Source organism: Campylobacter sp. (assembly GCF_017646085.1).
GTDB lineage: Bacteria > Campylobacterota > Campylobacteria > Campylobacterales > Campylobacteraceae > Campylobacter.
Genome location: NZ_JAGCNF010000107.1, coordinates 1 through 15,313, shown reverse-complemented (window position 1 = coordinate 15,313; position 15,313 = coordinate 1). Strand labels below are relative to the sequence as shown.

At 34.0% G+C, this 15,313-nt stretch carries 16 protein-coding genes; 8 read left to right on the top strand and 8 right to left on the bottom strand.

The genetic code is table 11. The features are described from left to right. Positions 1–131 precede the first annotated feature (131 nt). The 8 genes from pseI (at position 132) to J6V67_RS05655 (ending at position 8,915) form a co-directional block, all read left to right on the top strand. Entirely contained in the window at positions 132–1,139 is a 1,008-nt protein-coding gene (gene pseI, locus J6V67_RS05690; RefSeq protein WP_291860016.1) for a pseudaminic acid synthase, read from the top strand. Between the two features lie 3 nt (positions 1,140–1,142). Next, positions 1,143–2,141, top strand: a complete 999-nt coding sequence (neuB, locus tag J6V67_RS05685) for an N-acetylneuraminate synthase (RefSeq protein WP_291860014.1) — start codon at positions 1,143–1,145, stop codon at positions 2,139–2,141. Further along, a complete protein-coding gene (neuC, locus tag J6V67_RS05680) occupies positions 2,138–3,286 on the top strand; it encodes a UDP-N-acetylglucosamine 2-epimerase (RefSeq protein ID WP_291860011.1) in 1,149 nt (382 codons plus the stop codon). The genes neuB and neuC overlap by 4 nt, the downstream gene beginning before the upstream one ends. Then, entirely contained in the window at positions 3,283–4,365 is a 1,083-nt protein-coding gene (locus J6V67_RS05675) for a nucleotidyltransferase family protein (protein ID WP_291860005.1), read from the top strand. Before neuC ends, J6V67_RS05675 begins: the two co-directional genes overlap by 4 nt. After that, complete coding sequence (locus J6V67_RS05670; RefSeq protein WP_291860002.1) at positions 4,362–5,255, top strand: gfo/Idh/MocA family oxidoreductase; 894 nt, start codon at positions 4,362–4,364, stop codon at positions 5,253–5,255. Before J6V67_RS05675 ends, J6V67_RS05670 begins: the two co-directional genes overlap by 4 nt. Then, positions 5,252–5,950, top strand: coding sequence for an acylneuraminate cytidylyltransferase family protein (locus J6V67_RS05665; protein ID WP_291860000.1), 699 nt, complete (start codon positions 5,252–5,254; stop codon positions 5,948–5,950). The genes J6V67_RS05670 and J6V67_RS05665 overlap by 4 nt, the downstream gene beginning before the upstream one ends. Next, positions 5,943–6,677, top strand: a complete 735-nt coding sequence (locus tag J6V67_RS05660; RefSeq protein ID WP_291859997.1) for an oxidoreductase — start codon at positions 5,943–5,945, stop codon at positions 6,675–6,677. Before J6V67_RS05665 ends, J6V67_RS05660 begins: the two co-directional genes overlap by 8 nt. A gap of 237 nt (positions 6,678–6,914) precedes the next feature. Further along, a complete protein-coding gene (locus tag J6V67_RS05655) occupies positions 6,915–8,915 on the top strand; it encodes a nitrate- and nitrite sensing domain-containing protein (protein WP_291859994.1) in 2,001 nt (666 codons plus the stop codon). Between the two features lie 108 nt (positions 8,916–9,023). On the opposite strand, the gene J6V67_RS05650 is transcribed toward J6V67_RS05655, so the two are convergent. From J6V67_RS05650 to J6V67_RS05615, 8 genes are read right to left on the bottom strand one after another with little or no spacing between them, the layout of a single operon-like run. Next, complete coding sequence (locus tag J6V67_RS05650; RefSeq protein ID WP_291859991.1) at positions 9,024–9,797, bottom strand: AAC(3) family N-acetyltransferase; 774 nt, start codon at positions 9,795–9,797, stop codon at positions 9,024–9,026. 11 nt (positions 9,798–9,808) lie between these two features. Next, complete coding sequence (locus tag J6V67_RS05645) at positions 9,809–10,033, bottom strand: acyl carrier protein (protein WP_291859988.1); 225 nt, start codon at positions 10,031–10,033, stop codon at positions 9,809–9,811. A gap of 1 nt (position 10,034) precedes the next feature. Beyond that, on the bottom strand, positions 10,035–10,763 hold the full coding sequence (locus J6V67_RS05640) for a formyltransferase family protein (protein WP_291859986.1): 729 nt from the start codon (positions 10,761–10,763) through the stop codon (positions 10,035–10,037). After that, positions 10,750–12,231 carry an amino acid adenylation domain-containing protein gene (locus J6V67_RS05635; RefSeq protein ID WP_291859983.1) on the bottom strand — a complete coding sequence of 494 codons (1,482 nt, stop codon included), beginning with the start codon at positions 12,229–12,231 and terminating at the stop codon, positions 10,750–10,752. The genes J6V67_RS05640 and J6V67_RS05635 overlap by 14 nt, the downstream gene beginning before the upstream one ends. A gap of 18 nt (positions 12,232–12,249) precedes the next feature. Further along, entirely contained in the window at positions 12,250–13,056 is an 807-nt protein-coding gene (locus tag J6V67_RS05630; protein ID WP_291859981.1) for an AAC(3) family N-acetyltransferase, read from the bottom strand. Further along, entirely contained in the window at positions 13,053–13,724 is a 672-nt protein-coding gene (locus tag J6V67_RS05625; RefSeq protein WP_291859978.1) for a class I SAM-dependent methyltransferase, read from the bottom strand. The genes J6V67_RS05630 and J6V67_RS05625 overlap by 4 nt, the downstream gene beginning before the upstream one ends. Positions 13,725–13,727: 3 nt before the next feature. Beyond that, positions 13,728–13,955 carry an acyl carrier protein gene (locus J6V67_RS05620; RefSeq protein ID WP_291859975.1) on the bottom strand — a complete coding sequence of 76 codons (228 nt, stop codon included), beginning with the start codon at positions 13,953–13,955 and terminating at the stop codon, positions 13,728–13,730. Then, entirely contained in the window at positions 13,942–15,219 is a 1,278-nt protein-coding gene (locus J6V67_RS05615) for a DUF4910 domain-containing protein (protein ID WP_291860112.1), read from the bottom strand. The genes J6V67_RS05620 and J6V67_RS05615 overlap by 14 nt, the downstream gene beginning before the upstream one ends. Between the last annotated feature and the right edge of the window lie 94 nt (positions 15,220–15,313).

The window sequence follows — 15,313 nt, the reverse complement described above, 5'->3', positions numbered from 1 at the left end:
CTACCAAATTTTTGCCCATCTTATCTTTGGGCGATTTGGATTTGGATTAAAATTTAGATTAAATTTCTACATTTGTAGCTATATTTTGACCTTTTTTAGATACAATCTATAAAATCAAATTTGGAGTTATCATGAATCCATTTATCATAGCTGAAATGTCAGCTAATCACTGCGGAGATAAAGATTTAGCCTTTAAAATTATCAAAGCTGCCAAAGAGTGCGGTGCTGATGCTATTAAAGTTCAAACATACACAGCAGATACAATTACGATTGATTGCCGTGATGAGATATTTATGACTAGAGATGATGGACTTTGGGCCGGACAAAGCCTTTATGAATTATACCAAAAGGCCTACACGCCGTGGCAGTGGCAGGCTGATTTAAAAGCTTATGCTGATGAGATTGGGATTGAGTTTTTTAGTACACCATTTGATTTTAGCGCAGTTGATTTTTTAGAAAGCATTAATGTTAGTCGCTATAAAATAGCCTCTTTTGAAGCGATGGATTATCCACTTATTCGATATGCTGCAAAGCATAAAAAGCCAATGATAATATCTACTGGAGTTAGCACAATTGATGAAATTTACGAGGCAATTGACGCATGCAAAAGTGTTGGTAATAACGATATTACAATCCTAAAATGTACCTCTAACTACCCAGCTCAAATAGAAGATATGAATATTGCAACCATCTCTGATATGATATCTAGATTTGCTCCACTTGGTGTAAAGGTTGGGCTAAGCGATCACTCAATGAGCTTAGAAGTACCAATCACTGCTGTAGCTCTTGGAGCTAGTGTGATTGAAAAGCACTTTACTCTTGATAGAGCCTTAGGTGGAGAAGATAGCGGATTTTCGCTAAATAAAGATGAATTTAGAGCAATGGCTCAAGCGGTTAAAAATGCATATAAAGCCCTTGGTAAGGTTGATTATAGCTTTAGCGAGCAAAACCGTAAATATGCTAGATCGCTTTTTGTAACAAAAGATATTAAAAAAGGCGAAATTTTAACCCCTGAAAATATCCGCTCTATTCGCCCAGCTCAAGGTCTTCATCCACGATATTATGAACAAGCCATTGGCAAAAAAGCTACAAGAGATCTTAAATTTGCTAAGCCTTTAGAGCTTAGTGACTTTGAGTAAGCTATGCAAAAAGTCTATATAATAGCAGAAGCTGGAGTAAATCACAATGGAGATTTAAACACAGCTAAAAAATTAATAGATGAAGCTAAAAAGGCCGGCGCTGATGCTGTTAAATTTCAAACCTTTAAAGCTGAAAATTTAGTTAGCAAAACTGCTTTAAAGGCAGACTATCAAAAGCAAACTACAGATTCTAAACAAAGCCAATATGAGATGTTAAAAGCCCTTGAGCTAAGCATTGAATCTCATACTAAGCTAATAGAGCATACCAAAAATATTGGAATTGAGTTTTTATCTACTCCATTTGATATTGATTCAGCAAATTTACTTTTTGAGCTTGGTCTGAGCAAATTTAAAATCCCAAGTGGCGAACTAACAAATCTACCGCTACTTCGTACTATTGCTAAATTTAAAAAGCCAATAATTTTATCAACTGGAATGGCTACAATGGCTGAGATTTGGGACGCTTTTAATATTCTTACTACCAATGTAGCACTAGAAGATATCACAATTTTGCATGCAAATACTGAATATCCTACACCTTTTTGCGATGTTAATCTAAAAGCAATGGTTAGTATTGGGGCTGAATTTGGAGTTAAATTTGGCTATAGTGATCACACATTAGGAGTTGCTGTGCCAATTGCAGCAGTTGCACTTGGGGCAAGCGTAATTGAAAAACACTTTACCCTAGATAAGACTCAGTCAGGCCCAGATCACAAAGCTAGTTTAGAACCAAACGAATTAGCTCAAATGGTAGCTGGAATTCGAGCAATTGAGTTAGCCCTAGGCGATGGAATAAAAAGCCCAAGCCCAAGCGAGATAAAAAATATAAACATTGCTAGAAAATCTATCGTAGCTAAATTTGATATTAAAAAAGGCGAAATTTTTACCGATGATAATATCACTACAAAACGTACCACGCCAGCAGGAATTAGCCCAATGAAATGGGATGAAATAATAGGAACTCCAGCACAAAAAAATTATAAAAAAGATGAGATAATATGAGAAAAATATGCGTAATAACTGGATCAAGAGCTGAATATGGTCTACTTTACTGGCTGATTAAAGAGCTTAGCATCAGCAAAAGTCTGCAACTTCAATTAATCGTAACAGGTAGCCATTTGCGAAGTGATTTTGGCAATACATATTTACAAATTCAAGATGAGTTTAATATCAATAAAAAGGTTGATATTTTAAATTTTGCCAATGATGCTCTTGGTGTATGCAAATCTATGGGAGTAGCTACTAGCGAGATTGGCAAAGCCTTAAGCGAACTAGCTCCTGATATTGTTGTAGTTTTAGGCGATAGATATGAGATATTTTGCGCGGCATCTGCGGCCCTAGTATTAGGTATTCCAATAGCTCACATTCACGGTGGGGAACTCAGCGCTGGGGCTATTGATGAGTCATTTAGGCATAGTATTACAAAGATGTCGCATATCCATTTTACTGCAAATAAAGAGTATGCTAAAAGAGTAGCTCAATTAGGCGAAGATCCTAAATTTATCTTTAATGTTGGCGGTATGGGAATTGAAAATATAAAAAGGTTAAAGCTATTAAATAAGGCCAAATTTCAAGACTCAATTAAATTTAACCTAAATAAAAAAAATATCCTAGTAACCTACCATCCACTTACTACTCAAACAGATAATAAAAAAGATTTTAAAGAGATTTTAAAAGCACTAAATGAACTAAAAGATACAAATATAATTTTTACAAAAGCTAATAGCGATGCTGGTGGAATAGCTATAAATAAAATGATAGATGAATATGTCAAATCTCGCCCTAATTGTATCGCCTTTGCCTCCCTTGGAAGCCTAAGATACCTAAGTGCACTTAAGCATGTAGATATAATTTTAGGTAATAGTTCTAGTGGATTGCTAGAGGCCCCTAGTATGGGAGTTGCGACCATAAATATAGGCCCAAGACAAGATGGCAGACTAAAAGCACCAAGCATCATAGATATCAAGCCTATAAAGGCGCAAATTTTAAAAGCAATAAAACTTGCCTATAGTCCAAAATTTCAAAAAATAGTCCAGAAAAAACAAAATCCATATGGCGACTCAAAGCCTAGTAAAACCATAGTCAAAGTGCTAAAAAATATAAATTTAAAAGATATCACAGTCAAAAGATTTAAGGATTTGGTATGACTTTAAATTGGGGGGGGGTTCTACCTCAAAAAGGCCATAATATGAATATAAACTCTCTAAAGCTAAGCCCAACTAGCAGTATAAAAGAGGCTCTTAAAATAATAGATAGTGGCGCACTCCAAATGGCGCTAGTTGTAAATAACGATGGCAAACTTTTAGGTACAATTAGCGATGGTGATATTAGGCGAGGATTATTAAGCTCAATGGAGCTAACTCAAAGCATTGAATCCCTATACTATCGCGAGCCTATAGTTTCGCACTCTTTGCATATCTCTCCAGCTATCATTGCTAAAGCCAAAGCTAAAAATATACGCTACATTCCAATTATCGATGAAAATGATATCGTAACTGCTATTGTTAATATCTATGAGCCAAACTTTAAAAAGCCAAACCAGGTTATATTAATGGCTGGTGGATTAGGCACAAGGCTTCGCCCACTAACTAATCAAATTCCAAAGCCAATGCTTCATGTAGGTCCAAAACCGATTCTACAAACAATCATAGAAAGCTTTCTTGCAAATGGATATAGTGATTTTATTATTTGTGTCAATTACAAGGCTGAGATTATCACAAACTACTTTGGCGATGGCAAGAAATTTGGTGCAAACATAAGCTATGTTTTTGAAGATAAACGCCTTGGTACAGCTGGGGCGCTAAGCTTGATAAATCCACCAAAAGATGATTTTTTTGTAATGAATGGCGACCTGCTAACAAATACTGATTTTACCAAACTTCACGACTATCATACAGCTCACAAATCTGTTGCTACAATGTGTGTGCGAGAATATGAGATGCAAGTCCCATATGGAGTGGTAAATTTAGATGATAATACTATCAAATCTATCACTGAAAAGCCACGCCAAAAATTCCATGTAAGTGCTGGAATCTATATGTTAAACCCGCAAATACTAAATTTTATTCCAAAAAATGAGTATCTAGATATGCCAGATCTTTTTAACTCTTTAGCTACTAAAAATCAAAATCCAAAAGCTTATCTAATTAAAGAAGAGTGGCTAGATATAGGCAGAATCGAAGAGTATAACCTAGCAAATGAGCTTTATAGTGAGATTTTCTCATGAGAGCGCTTATACTTTCTATGGGGTCAATCGGCCGTCGCCATGCTGATGTTTTGCGTTCAATGGGGCTTAGCATCAGCGCTATTTCATCGCAAGAGATTGCTGACATAGAATGCTACAAAGAGCTTGAAACAGTAGATATAAATCAGTTTGATTACTTTATCATTGCCTCGCCTACATATTTGCATTTTAAACATTTAAGCTATATTGATTTAAATGTCTGTAATAAAATAATACTTTGTGAAAAGCCATTATTTGATAAATTTAGAGATTTTAATCCAAATAATAAGATTTTTATTGGGTATAATCTGCGTTTTCATCCACTAATTTTAGAGCTAAAAAATATGCTAAATCCAAGCGATATTTTAACTATTGAAGCACGCTGCGGTCAATATTTGCCATCATGGCGAGAACGAAAATATACTAGCTCATATAGCGCTAAAAAGGAGCTTGGTGGGGGCGTTTTGCTAGATCTTAGTCATGAGATTGACTATCTTAGCTTTTTATGCGATTCTAAATTAGAATTGATTAAATCTTATCAAGCCAAAGTATCAAATTTAAATATCACTAGCGATGATATTTGTATGATTTTAGCTAAATGCGATAAGACTTTAATAAATATCAGCCTAAATTATCTAAGCAAAACACCATATCGTCAAATTTTAATTGAGACAAATAATAATACCTATCATCTTGACCTCATCACAAATACACTTAAAATAGCAGATCAAGATGGAAAAATAACTCAAATACAAAAACCAAATTTACAAAGAAACGATACTTTTAAAGCGATGCATATAGATGCTTTAAATCTGCAAAATCATATATGTACATTTTCTCAAGCTATGGATACAATGCGACTAATAGATCAAATTCAAAAGGAAAACATATGAGTGATATACTATGTACCATTTGCGCTAGAGGCGGTAGCAAGGGTGTTAAAAATAAAAATATCCGCCCAATTGCTGGTCTTCCACTAATTGCTCACACGATAAATCAAGCCAAAGAGTGCGGTTTATTTGAGCATATTGTAGTTAGCACTGATAGTGATGAGATAGCCTCTACAGCGCAAAAATATGGAGCGGAGGTATTTTTCAAACGAGATAGCGCTCTAGCTAGTGATACTGCTGGCAAACTAGCTGTAATCCGTGATGCATTGCTAAAAAGTCAAGAATATTATAAGCGTAAATTTGATTATATCATAGATCTTGATGCTACCTCACCACTTCGCCTTCCTAGTGATATTAATATGGCTTTTGAGCAGTTTATGCGTGATGATAATGATATTCTTATTACTGCTACACCAAGTCGTAGAAGCCCATACTTTAATCTTATAGAAGAGATAGATGGTAAAATAAATCTTAGCAAAACACTACCAAATCAAATTCTACGCCGCCAAGATGCTCCAGCCACATATGATATGAACGCTTCAATTTATATATGGAAATCTTTAGTTTTATTAAATAATGATACTCTATTTTTACCTAAAACTGGACTATATGTAATGCCTGCAAATCGTAGCATTGATATAGATGATGAGCTTGATTTTATGATAGTAGAGCATATTTTAAGGAGTAAAAATGCTTAAAGATAAAGTAGTTATAATAATTGGCGGTTCAGGATTAATCGGCAAAGCTTTTGTAAAATCGGCTATACAAAATCACGCTACTGTAATAAACGCAGATATAAACAGGCCAAACATAGAACTAGATTGTGAGTTTATCCATACTGATATCACTAGTAAAAATTCGCTTGATAATCTAATAGAATTAATTAGTCAAAAATATGGCAAAATAGATGCTATAGTAAATTCAGCCTACCCAAGAACAAAAAGCTTTTCTAATCACTTTTTTGATGTAGAGTATGATGATTTTTGCGCTAATACCAATCTTCAACTTGGTGGAGCATTTTTAGTTATGCAAAGATTTGCTAAATTTTTTAAATCACAAGGATATGGCAATATTATTACACTCTCATCTATTCAAGGCGTAGTAGCACCTAAATTTCAAACCTATAAAGGCACACAAATGAGCTCTCCAGTAGCATATAGTGCTATTAAGGCTGGAGTTATTCATCTTAGCCGCTACCTAGCTAAATATCTAAAAGGGGCTAATATTAGAGTTAATTGTATAAGCCCAGGCGGAATACTAGACAATCAAAATGAGATATTTCTAAACCAATATAAAGATGTCTGCCTAAATAAAGGTATGCTAGATCCAAGCGATATTTGCGGGGCTTTAATATTCTTACTTAGTGATTATAGTGAGTTTATTAATGGACAAAATATAATTGTAGATGATGGATTTTGCTTATAATCTTAGTAGAGTAAAATTTTGGCGTAGTAATCTATGCCAAAATCTAAGCAGCATCAAAGCTAAACGATACTAACTATCAATAATAATTATATAATAATACAATCAAAATACTATCAAACTCCAAATTCTCTCATAAAAAATAATTTTTTTAATCTCAAATCCCAAATTTTAATCTAAAAATAATTTATTAATAGTAAAATATCAGACGAATTAATTCATATTTTGAAAGGATAAAATATGTCAATATTTGACAATTTCAAGATTAAGAATAAGATGCTTATTCTCATCGTCATTCCACTCATCGTCGCTATGATAATAGCTGGCAATCTCATTAATAAAGAGTACGATACCTACAAACGCACCCAGTTACTTGAAGATGGAATCTTGCTCTCATCTCAAATTTCACTTGTAATACATGAATTACAAAAAGAAAGAGGTTCATCATCAGGATATCTAGGTAGTAAAAGTGAGGATTTTAAAAAAATTCTACTAAACCAACGCCAACTAAGCGATAAAGAGATAAATAAGCTTAATGACGATCTATCTGAATTTGAAATAGATGCATATCCAGTTGAGCTTAGAGACTCTATAAAAGATACAGTAAATGCATTAAATAATATCCAATCCATAAGAAGAGGCGTAGATAATTTTAATGTTAAAGTAGGCGATGTTTTAGGATACTATACAAATACTATCTCAAAACTAATCAATAATATAGTAGTAATCTCTAATATCTCAAATAACTACGAAATAATCCGCTCTTTAACTGCATTTGTAAGCTTTATAAATGCTAAAGAAAATGCTGGTCAAGAAAGAGCAGTTTTATCAAATACATTCTCAGCTGATAAATTTGGTGATGGAATTTACAACAAATTTATATCACTAGTCGTAGCTCAAAATCTATATATAGAAGAGTTTAAAAAATATGCAGTCCCTGAAGAACTAATCCACTACAACAATATAACTAGCGGAAATAAAGACTTTCAAGAAGTCGAACGTATGAGAGCTGTAGCTATGAACAATGCATTTACTGGCGGATTTGAAACTAATGGTACATACTGGTTTGCAACCATAACTAAAAAGATTGATATCTTAAAACAGATAGAAGATAGACTAGCAGCTAGATTAATCAAAGATATAGATCAGATAAGAAAAAGCAATATTGATGTACTTGTTTTCTCAATTGGTATATTAGCCTTTGCGTTTATTGCTACATTTGGATTTAGCTACATTATAATCCATAATATCAATAGCAGAATTGCTAAAATCCTAAACTATCTAGTATATGTCCAAAAAACAAAAGATATTAGACCTAGTAATATTTTAAATAAAAGCAGTGATGAAATCGGGCTAATCTATGAACAAATCGAAGGATTTTTAAGAGTTATTAGACAGCTATTTGGTCAGCTTGATGGACAAATTCAACAAAATCTACAAATTGCAAATGACTTACTAAGCGAGTCAAAAGTAATTCAAAACGATACTCAAGAGGGCTTTAAACTATCAAAAGATTCACAAATAATCGGCCACAGCGTAGAAGATAGCCTAAGCGATAATGCCCTAAAGAGCAATGATACAATGAACGATATCATTACAGCTAAAAATGAACTAAGCTCAACCTCTAGTGTTATATCTGAATTCTCTGAGCTAGTAACGCTTGATGCAAGTCGCCAACAAGAGCTATTAACTAACATCTCGATGCTAAATAGTGATGCTCAAAATGTTAAAAATATTCTAACAACTATATCAGATATCGCTGATCAAACCAACCTTCTTGCACTTAATGCTGCCATCGAAGCAGCAAGAGCAGGCGAACATGGTCGTGGCTTTGCAGTTGTTGCTGATGAGGTTAGACAGCTAGCTGAGAGAACTGGCAAATCTCTAGATGAGATTGATATAACTATCAATGCTATTACTAGGTCAATTGATGATGTAAGCTCAAAAATCACACAAACTTCAAGAGATTTTACAACATTTGTCGATGAAGCGCAAAATATTCAAAATACAATCCAAACGGCAAATGATAGAATTGATCATATCATCGCCCTAGCTACCCAAACAATGGCTAGTTCAAAAGAGTTAAATGATAAAACCAATAACCTACTAAGTAATAATAAAACGCTAAATGATAGACTACAAAATATCTCAAATTCAATGGATAAAATTGGCTCAGTTTCTGATACACTAGAGCATAAAGCAGAGGATTTAAGGGATAAAATCAGTGAATTTAAATTTTAAATTCAATTAAATATTTGCAATGGCTAAGCTTTTAGTCATTGCAATAATAAGCATAGATAAGGCAATTTAATAAACAGATGTTTTTATTAAATCGCCTTATTCTCATAGTTATAATATATTACTCTCAGACTCCATTATTGCCTTATATGTCTCATCATAATATTTTTGAGCATCTATAGCTACAATAATAGCCCCACCAAATGGCGCTAGATTAAAGTTATTTGAGCGCTTTAGTATCTCTATTTGCTTAGGCACTGACATCTCTGAAGTTCGGTCTAGATATCTGACATAATAATCAATCTCTTGCTGAGTTTGCACGCCATTTTCATCTATCATCATACCGCTAAAACGCTTAAAATAGCGGTAACTAACACCGATTTGTTCTTCTAAATAGTGCGTAAAAGTATAGCCTAAATGCTCAAGACCAAATAGCACGATCTTGCCACCATTTTGACGCAGCTTATCATATACACAACCTTTGCTAAAGCATGTTGGCGTACGGCCTAGATACTCACTCGCATTTGCCCCACTAATAGCAAAGGAAAATATCGGATCATCAGTTCGCACCACACCATCACAATGACGATAATACTCAGTCAATAGCCCCATTGTGCTTCTAGAATGGCGTTTATCATAAATTTGATTCTTACAAAAGCTATAGGTAAATGTCGGCATAATCAATGTCCCAGCCCTACCTATAACCTCATAAAACGCCCGTACAATTAAGCCTAAAAACTCATCCTTGCCTACTAGCGGCCTACCTAGCGTGATTAGCTCTGTATGCACACAAAGAGTATCGCCATCTTTTATACCAATATCTCTTAAGCGGCGCACCAGATCATCATAGCTATAAATTTTGCTATTAAATTCTAATAATGCCAATGGGGGGGGGTTTATTGCATTGCCTTATCTATCATTGCACTAATCGCTTCAAAACTCTCAAAGCACTCATTGATAATAAACTCAGATTTTAGCGGCTTTTTATAACGCTTTTCTATCTCAACTACAAGCATTATAACATCCATACTATCAATAATCCCATCACTTAGTAGATTTTGCATATTTTCATCTACATTTGGTTTGCCAATGGCTACAAATAACTCTTTTATCTCTTGCATTTTAATCCTTTTTGATAATTAAATTTTCTTGATTTTTTAATGTGATTTTTATCTCTGTTGGGTCTATTTCATAGCAGTCAATCTCTACTAATTCACCTTTGTGCATTACTCTTGGGCGTGAGATATTAGCAAAAATACCAAGGTCAAATGCTCGCAAAAATCTCATTATCATATCGCTTTGCCAATCTAAATTTAATATAGCACCATTTGGCAATTCTGATTTTTTATGCATTTGAGAGATTTTTGGGTCATTTGCAACCAGGCATAATGGAGCAAAATCTACATCTACTAACTCACTAAAGCTAGATATTGCTAACATATGCTGAGCTAATAATAGCTCTTTAGCACTCATATTTTCTATATCTATCTCTTTTTGGATAAGTATCTCACCGCTATCTATACCATTATCGACTTTATGCCATGTAATTCCGCTTTTTTCATCACCGCACCATATCGCCCAAATATGAGCATTTACTCCACGGTGATTAGGAAGCAAAGCGTTGTGATAGTTGATTATAGCGTTATTTTCTACGCATCTGGGCTTAAATATATAGGTATTATTTGCGCTAATTATTAGATGGCTTTTTAAGGAATTAAAATACTCATCTAAATTTGAAATTTCATTAACATCTAAAAGCTTAACATTATCAAATTTATCTCCAGCGATTCTAGCGCACTCTTTAGCTACTTTTCCTTGACCAATTACTATAATACTCTCAAAGCTTATCATCAAGCGCCTTTCTATCTATTTTGCCATTAGCATTTAGAGCAAATTTATCCAATCTTATAAATATTTTTGGGATCATATACTCTTGAATTTTTTTACTTAAAAACTCTCTAATTTCATCTATATCTCTACTAGCTTCATAAAACGCTACAATTTTCTCACCAGTAAATTTACACGCTGAACGCTTGATTTGCGGGTGTGAATTTAGCGCTGCTTCTATCTCGCCTAGCTCAATTCTATGACCATTTAGCTTGATTTGAGAGTCTAACCTACCATAGCATATTAACTCATTATACTCATTATAAGCTGCAATATCGCCAGTTTTATAAATTGGGTCGTAGAAATTATTATGTAGTGGATTTTGGATAAATACTTGCTCAGTCTTAGCCCTATTGCCATAATACCCAAGGCTAAGACTACTACCACGCACGCATAATTCACCTTTGATAAATGGCTGAGTAATAAGGTTATTATCCTCATCAAAAAGTAAAATTTGTGTATTTTTACACGCTTTGCCAATTGGTAGTAGCTCATCATCGCCAAATTCTCTATCACACACATAATAGCAGCACACATCAGTTATCTCAGTTGGCCCATATAAATTAGCATAAAGCGCATTTGGCAAGGCTTTTCTCCAGATATTTAACTGACGATTTGGCATTATCTCACCGCAAAATAGCACCTTTTTAAGTGTTTTTAGCTCTTGATTTTCTAACGCTCCTGTATTAGCAAAGTATATCAGTACGCTAGGGACCCAAAATATCATTGTAACACCGTGAGTTTTTAAATACTCCACTACTTTAGCTGGAAAGGCAAATTCAAAAGTAGATAAAAGATGTAAAGTCGCTCCACATCTAACCGCAGTAAAGATATCTAAAATTGAGTTATCAAAATAAAATGGTGCTTGATTTACTAATATTTCATCACTTCCAACATCAAAAGTTTTGCTAACCCAAAATGTATAATCAATCACACTTTTATGGCTGATACTCACACCTTTTGGCTCACCTGTGCTTCCGCTAGTAAATAGCACATAAAGCAAATCAGTATCAATAATCTCAACTCTATTAAGTAGTGATAAATTTGGCTTAAAGCTATCAAATTCATCGCTATAAATCATTGGAATATCATAATTATTAGCACCCAAATCTCTTGCTGTGATAATAAGTGCAGGTTTTAAAATATTTATAATTTTTTGCACTCGCTCAAATGGCATTTTCTCATCTATAATACTATAAAAATTTCCACTTCTAGCCACGCCAAACATTGCTATAAGTGCTTCGATGGATTTTGGCAAGATTATTAAAACTGGCTTTTTATTTAACCCAAATTCTAAAATCTTGCTAGCCAAAGCGCTACTTTTATGGCTAAATTCAAGATAACTAATACAATTCTTACCACTTACAAATAGTGTTTTATTTGGATATTTTGCTACACTTTTATCTAGAAATTCATAAATATTGCTAATCATCACGCCACCTTAAATATCTTATTTTTCACTAGCAAATACCCCCTTATTCCAATCAAGCTCATAATCAATAAATGTATAAAGATTTTTACCGCCATTATTTAATAAATCATTAGCTGTGATTCTAAAAGTATCACAAGAACCAAGTAATTTGATATAGTAATTATCAAATTTAGCTTCCTTTAAAATACTCTCATAAAAGCTATTTGGCATATTTTTTTTAGAATTTACCTCAGCAGCACGAACATACATCACATAAGTTCTCTTAGTCTCTACCCCATTAGCATCAATATATCCAGCCGTAAAAGGCTTAAAATAGCGATATGGCACTTGCAAGGCCTCTTCTACATAGTGTGTAAATGTAATTCCCATATTGATTGCTACATTAAAAAAAGCCATTTTCGCATCAAATTTATACATATAACCAAATGGCGAGTAACTCCCAAAGGCATTGATATTATTGAGGCTAGCAAGCATTTTAGCATCCTTGCCCCAAACCATTAATGAATAAATCGGGTGAGCTGTACGGCTAAATTCGGGGCGGTTTTTTAATATCCAGTTAGCTAACGCTCCAGTCGATCCAGTTGTATGGCGGATATCAAAGGTTTGCCCCTTATTAAACGCCCATGAATATATAGGAAACATCAGCGTCCCGCTCTCTCCTACTAGCTCTTGTAAGCCATCAACCAACTCGCCTAGACACTCATCTATACTTTTACCATTTTGCATAGCGTCCATTACAAATGTTGTAACATCACTAGCTACATAAAGTATATCACCCTTGCTAACTCCTAGACTAGCAAATGCTTCTATAGCTTTTATACTCATAGTGGTTTAGTCGCTATAAATGTATATGATGAGCTGCGTTTTAGCTCTGGTTGGAGCTGCTCTTTTACATTATTGATTAAATAATCTAAGCTAAATTTGGCAAATAGCTCTTTAATATGCTCTGGAGTTGAAAAATGCACATTCCCAAGACCTGCAAAATACCCACTATTAAATACAAAGGTATTATCATCGATTTTGATTTTTTCATCATTTTTATATGTATCACAATCAGTAGCAAACCAGTCAAATGCCATATATTTTCCGCCTGGTTTTAGATATTGATTAGCTAGTTTTACTACATTTTTAATAGACTCTGTAGAGTTATGTGTAACAGCACTTCTATCTATGATTAAATCTACTCTGCCAATAATCTCTTCAAATCCAAAATCCTTAGTAAAATCTCCACATATTATATGAATTTTATCACTTTTAAAGCTATTTTGCAGACGCTCTACTATATGAGCGCTTCCTTCGATAGCGTAATACTGTGCACCAATGGAAGCAAAAAATGGTATATTTGCCCCAGCACCACAGCCAAGCTCTAAAACTACCATACCATCTTTTTGTTTAAAATTTCTATGTGTTAGTGCGATGACCTCATCCCATGGCCAGATAGAAAGCTGCTGGTTATTTATATAAATTTCATTCCACTCTTTTGAAAATCCCATTATCTATCCTTTTAAATACTCATCAATCATCGCTTTAAGTGTAGCAAAATTGATAAAATTCTCAGCTTGGATATATTTAATATCTAATTTTTTGCCATACTTTTTCTCTATGGCCCCTACAAGAGCTATGATATCAAGGCTATCTATCACACCATTAGCTAATAAATGAGCACAACTCTCATCAACATCTACTTTACCAATATCTACAAAAAGCTCCTTAATCTCTTTCACATATATCCCTTATTAGTTTAAATTCAAGCAATTTGTCTATTATAGGCTTTAAGCTCCTAGCCTCTACGCCTAAAATATTTGCTATCTCTATAACGCTTCTTTTGCCATTACAATAGGCTAAGAAATTTAAGATAGTATGATCGTGTATACCACTACGACTAAGCGTACTCATAAGCCCACGAGAGCCTAAATTTGGCTCACAAGTGGTTGCAAGCTGATATTTGGTATTAATCTCTAGATTTTCAATCAAATTTCTAGCGTAATTAAATCCGCCTTCAAGCCCAGTAGGTGTTACAAAATCTAAATCATCTAAACTAGTATGATACTCATCAAACTCGCCAAATAAACTTCTACAAATTGTCGTAATACCAAGATTTAAATTTGGAGTATTATACTGTCTCTCATCGCTTCCACGATATAAAAATGGGTAAATTTTTGGATTATTTGTTATATGCTTTATGGTGTGAAGCGTAGCTATATCGCTTAGGCTATTCTCATCAGGGCTTAAAACTACGCTATAATCTCTATCATCACCAATGCAGCTAAGCACAAAACCAGCTACTACTTTGCTTTTGAGCGTTTCAAAGTTGCGATTAATGTAGCAAATAGATCCAATCGTCTCAGGCGCTATGACAAATCTATAATTATATCTACGATGTTTTAGATTTTTAACAAATTTCACCAGCTCGCACCAAACTGCCGGACCGCTTAGTTCGTTATTTGCCATTTGTGGATGGCATAAATAGGCTGAGATTAATATCTCTTTATCATTTTTAATCGTCGATGGGATAATGATTTGAGCGTAATTTAGCTCACCATCTTCTTTAAATTTGCTATCTATAAATGCGTGATACTCACCATCTTTTAGACTACCAAGCTGCTCATCAGACATACAAAATCCCCATCTACGCTCATAATAGCTAGTTACATATGGAATAGCAGTTGGCATATGAGGGATTGTATAGATATGCTGCTTTAACTCATCTAGGCTTAGACGCATATCAATTGGTGCTGAATAGTTTAAAATATGTAGATTATGCTTTTTAAATTCGCAAATTTTATCACCATCTGGCGTTATGATATAACCATCATTTATCACCCATTCAGGCGGAACTCTCCAATCATAAACCTGCGTACCGCTTGGGATACTAAATCGCTCTAAAATACCTCCAACACTCTCATCAATAATATCAAGACTATCCCTAAAGCCCTTTCCTGTGATACTTCGTGGAATTTTATATAATCTTGATATAAGTGCGTGCATACGCTTACCATAATCGTTATTAAGAGTTAAATTATCAATGTGACAATCTTTTGTGATTGATCTTTGATCTAAATTTGATTGATTGCTGCTATAT

Coding starts and splice junctions, on each gene's coding strand:
- neuC (WP_291860011.1), top strand. CDS start 2,138: ATGAGAAAAATATGCGTAATAACTGGATCAAGAGCTGAATATGGTCTA.
- J6V67_RS05645 (WP_291859988.1), bottom strand. CDS start 10,033: ATGCAAGAGATAAAAGAGTTATTTGTAGCCATTGGCAAACCAAATGTA.
- J6V67_RS05640 (WP_291859986.1), bottom strand. CDS start 10,763: ATGATAAGCTTTGAGAGTATTATAGTAATTGGTCAAGGAAAAGTAGCT.
- J6V67_RS05670 (WP_291860002.1), top strand. CDS start 4,362: ATGAGAGCGCTTATACTTTCTATGGGGTCAATCGGCCGTCGCCATGCT.
- J6V67_RS05675 (WP_291860005.1), top strand. CDS start 3,283: ATGACTTTAAATTGGGGGGGGGTTCTACCTCAAAAAGGCCATAATATG.
- J6V67_RS05615 (WP_291860112.1), bottom strand. CDS start 15,219: ATGCACGCACTTATATCAAGATTATATAAAATTCCACGAAGTATCACA.
- pseI (WP_291860016.1), top strand. CDS start 132: ATGAATCCATTTATCATAGCTGAAATGTCAGCTAATCACTGCGGAGAT.
- neuB (WP_291860014.1), top strand. CDS start 1,143: ATGCAAAAAGTCTATATAATAGCAGAAGCTGGAGTAAATCACAATGGA.
- J6V67_RS05660 (WP_291859997.1), top strand. CDS start 5,943: ATGCTTAAAGATAAAGTAGTTATAATAATTGGCGGTTCAGGATTAATC.
- J6V67_RS05635 (WP_291859983.1), bottom strand. CDS start 12,231: ATGATTAGCAATATTTATGAATTTCTAGATAAAAGTGTAGCAAAATAT.
- J6V67_RS05665 (WP_291860000.1), top strand. CDS start 5,252: ATGAGTGATATACTATGTACCATTTGCGCTAGAGGCGGTAGCAAGGGT.
- J6V67_RS05655 (WP_291859994.1), top strand. CDS start 6,915: ATGTCAATATTTGACAATTTCAAGATTAAGAATAAGATGCTTATTCTC.
- J6V67_RS05625 (WP_291859978.1), bottom strand. CDS start 13,724: ATGGGATTTTCAAAAGAGTGGAATGAAATTTATATAAATAACCAGCAG.
- J6V67_RS05630 (WP_291859981.1), bottom strand. CDS start 13,056: ATGAGTATAAAAGCTATAGAAGCATTTGCTAGTCTAGGAGTTAGCAAG.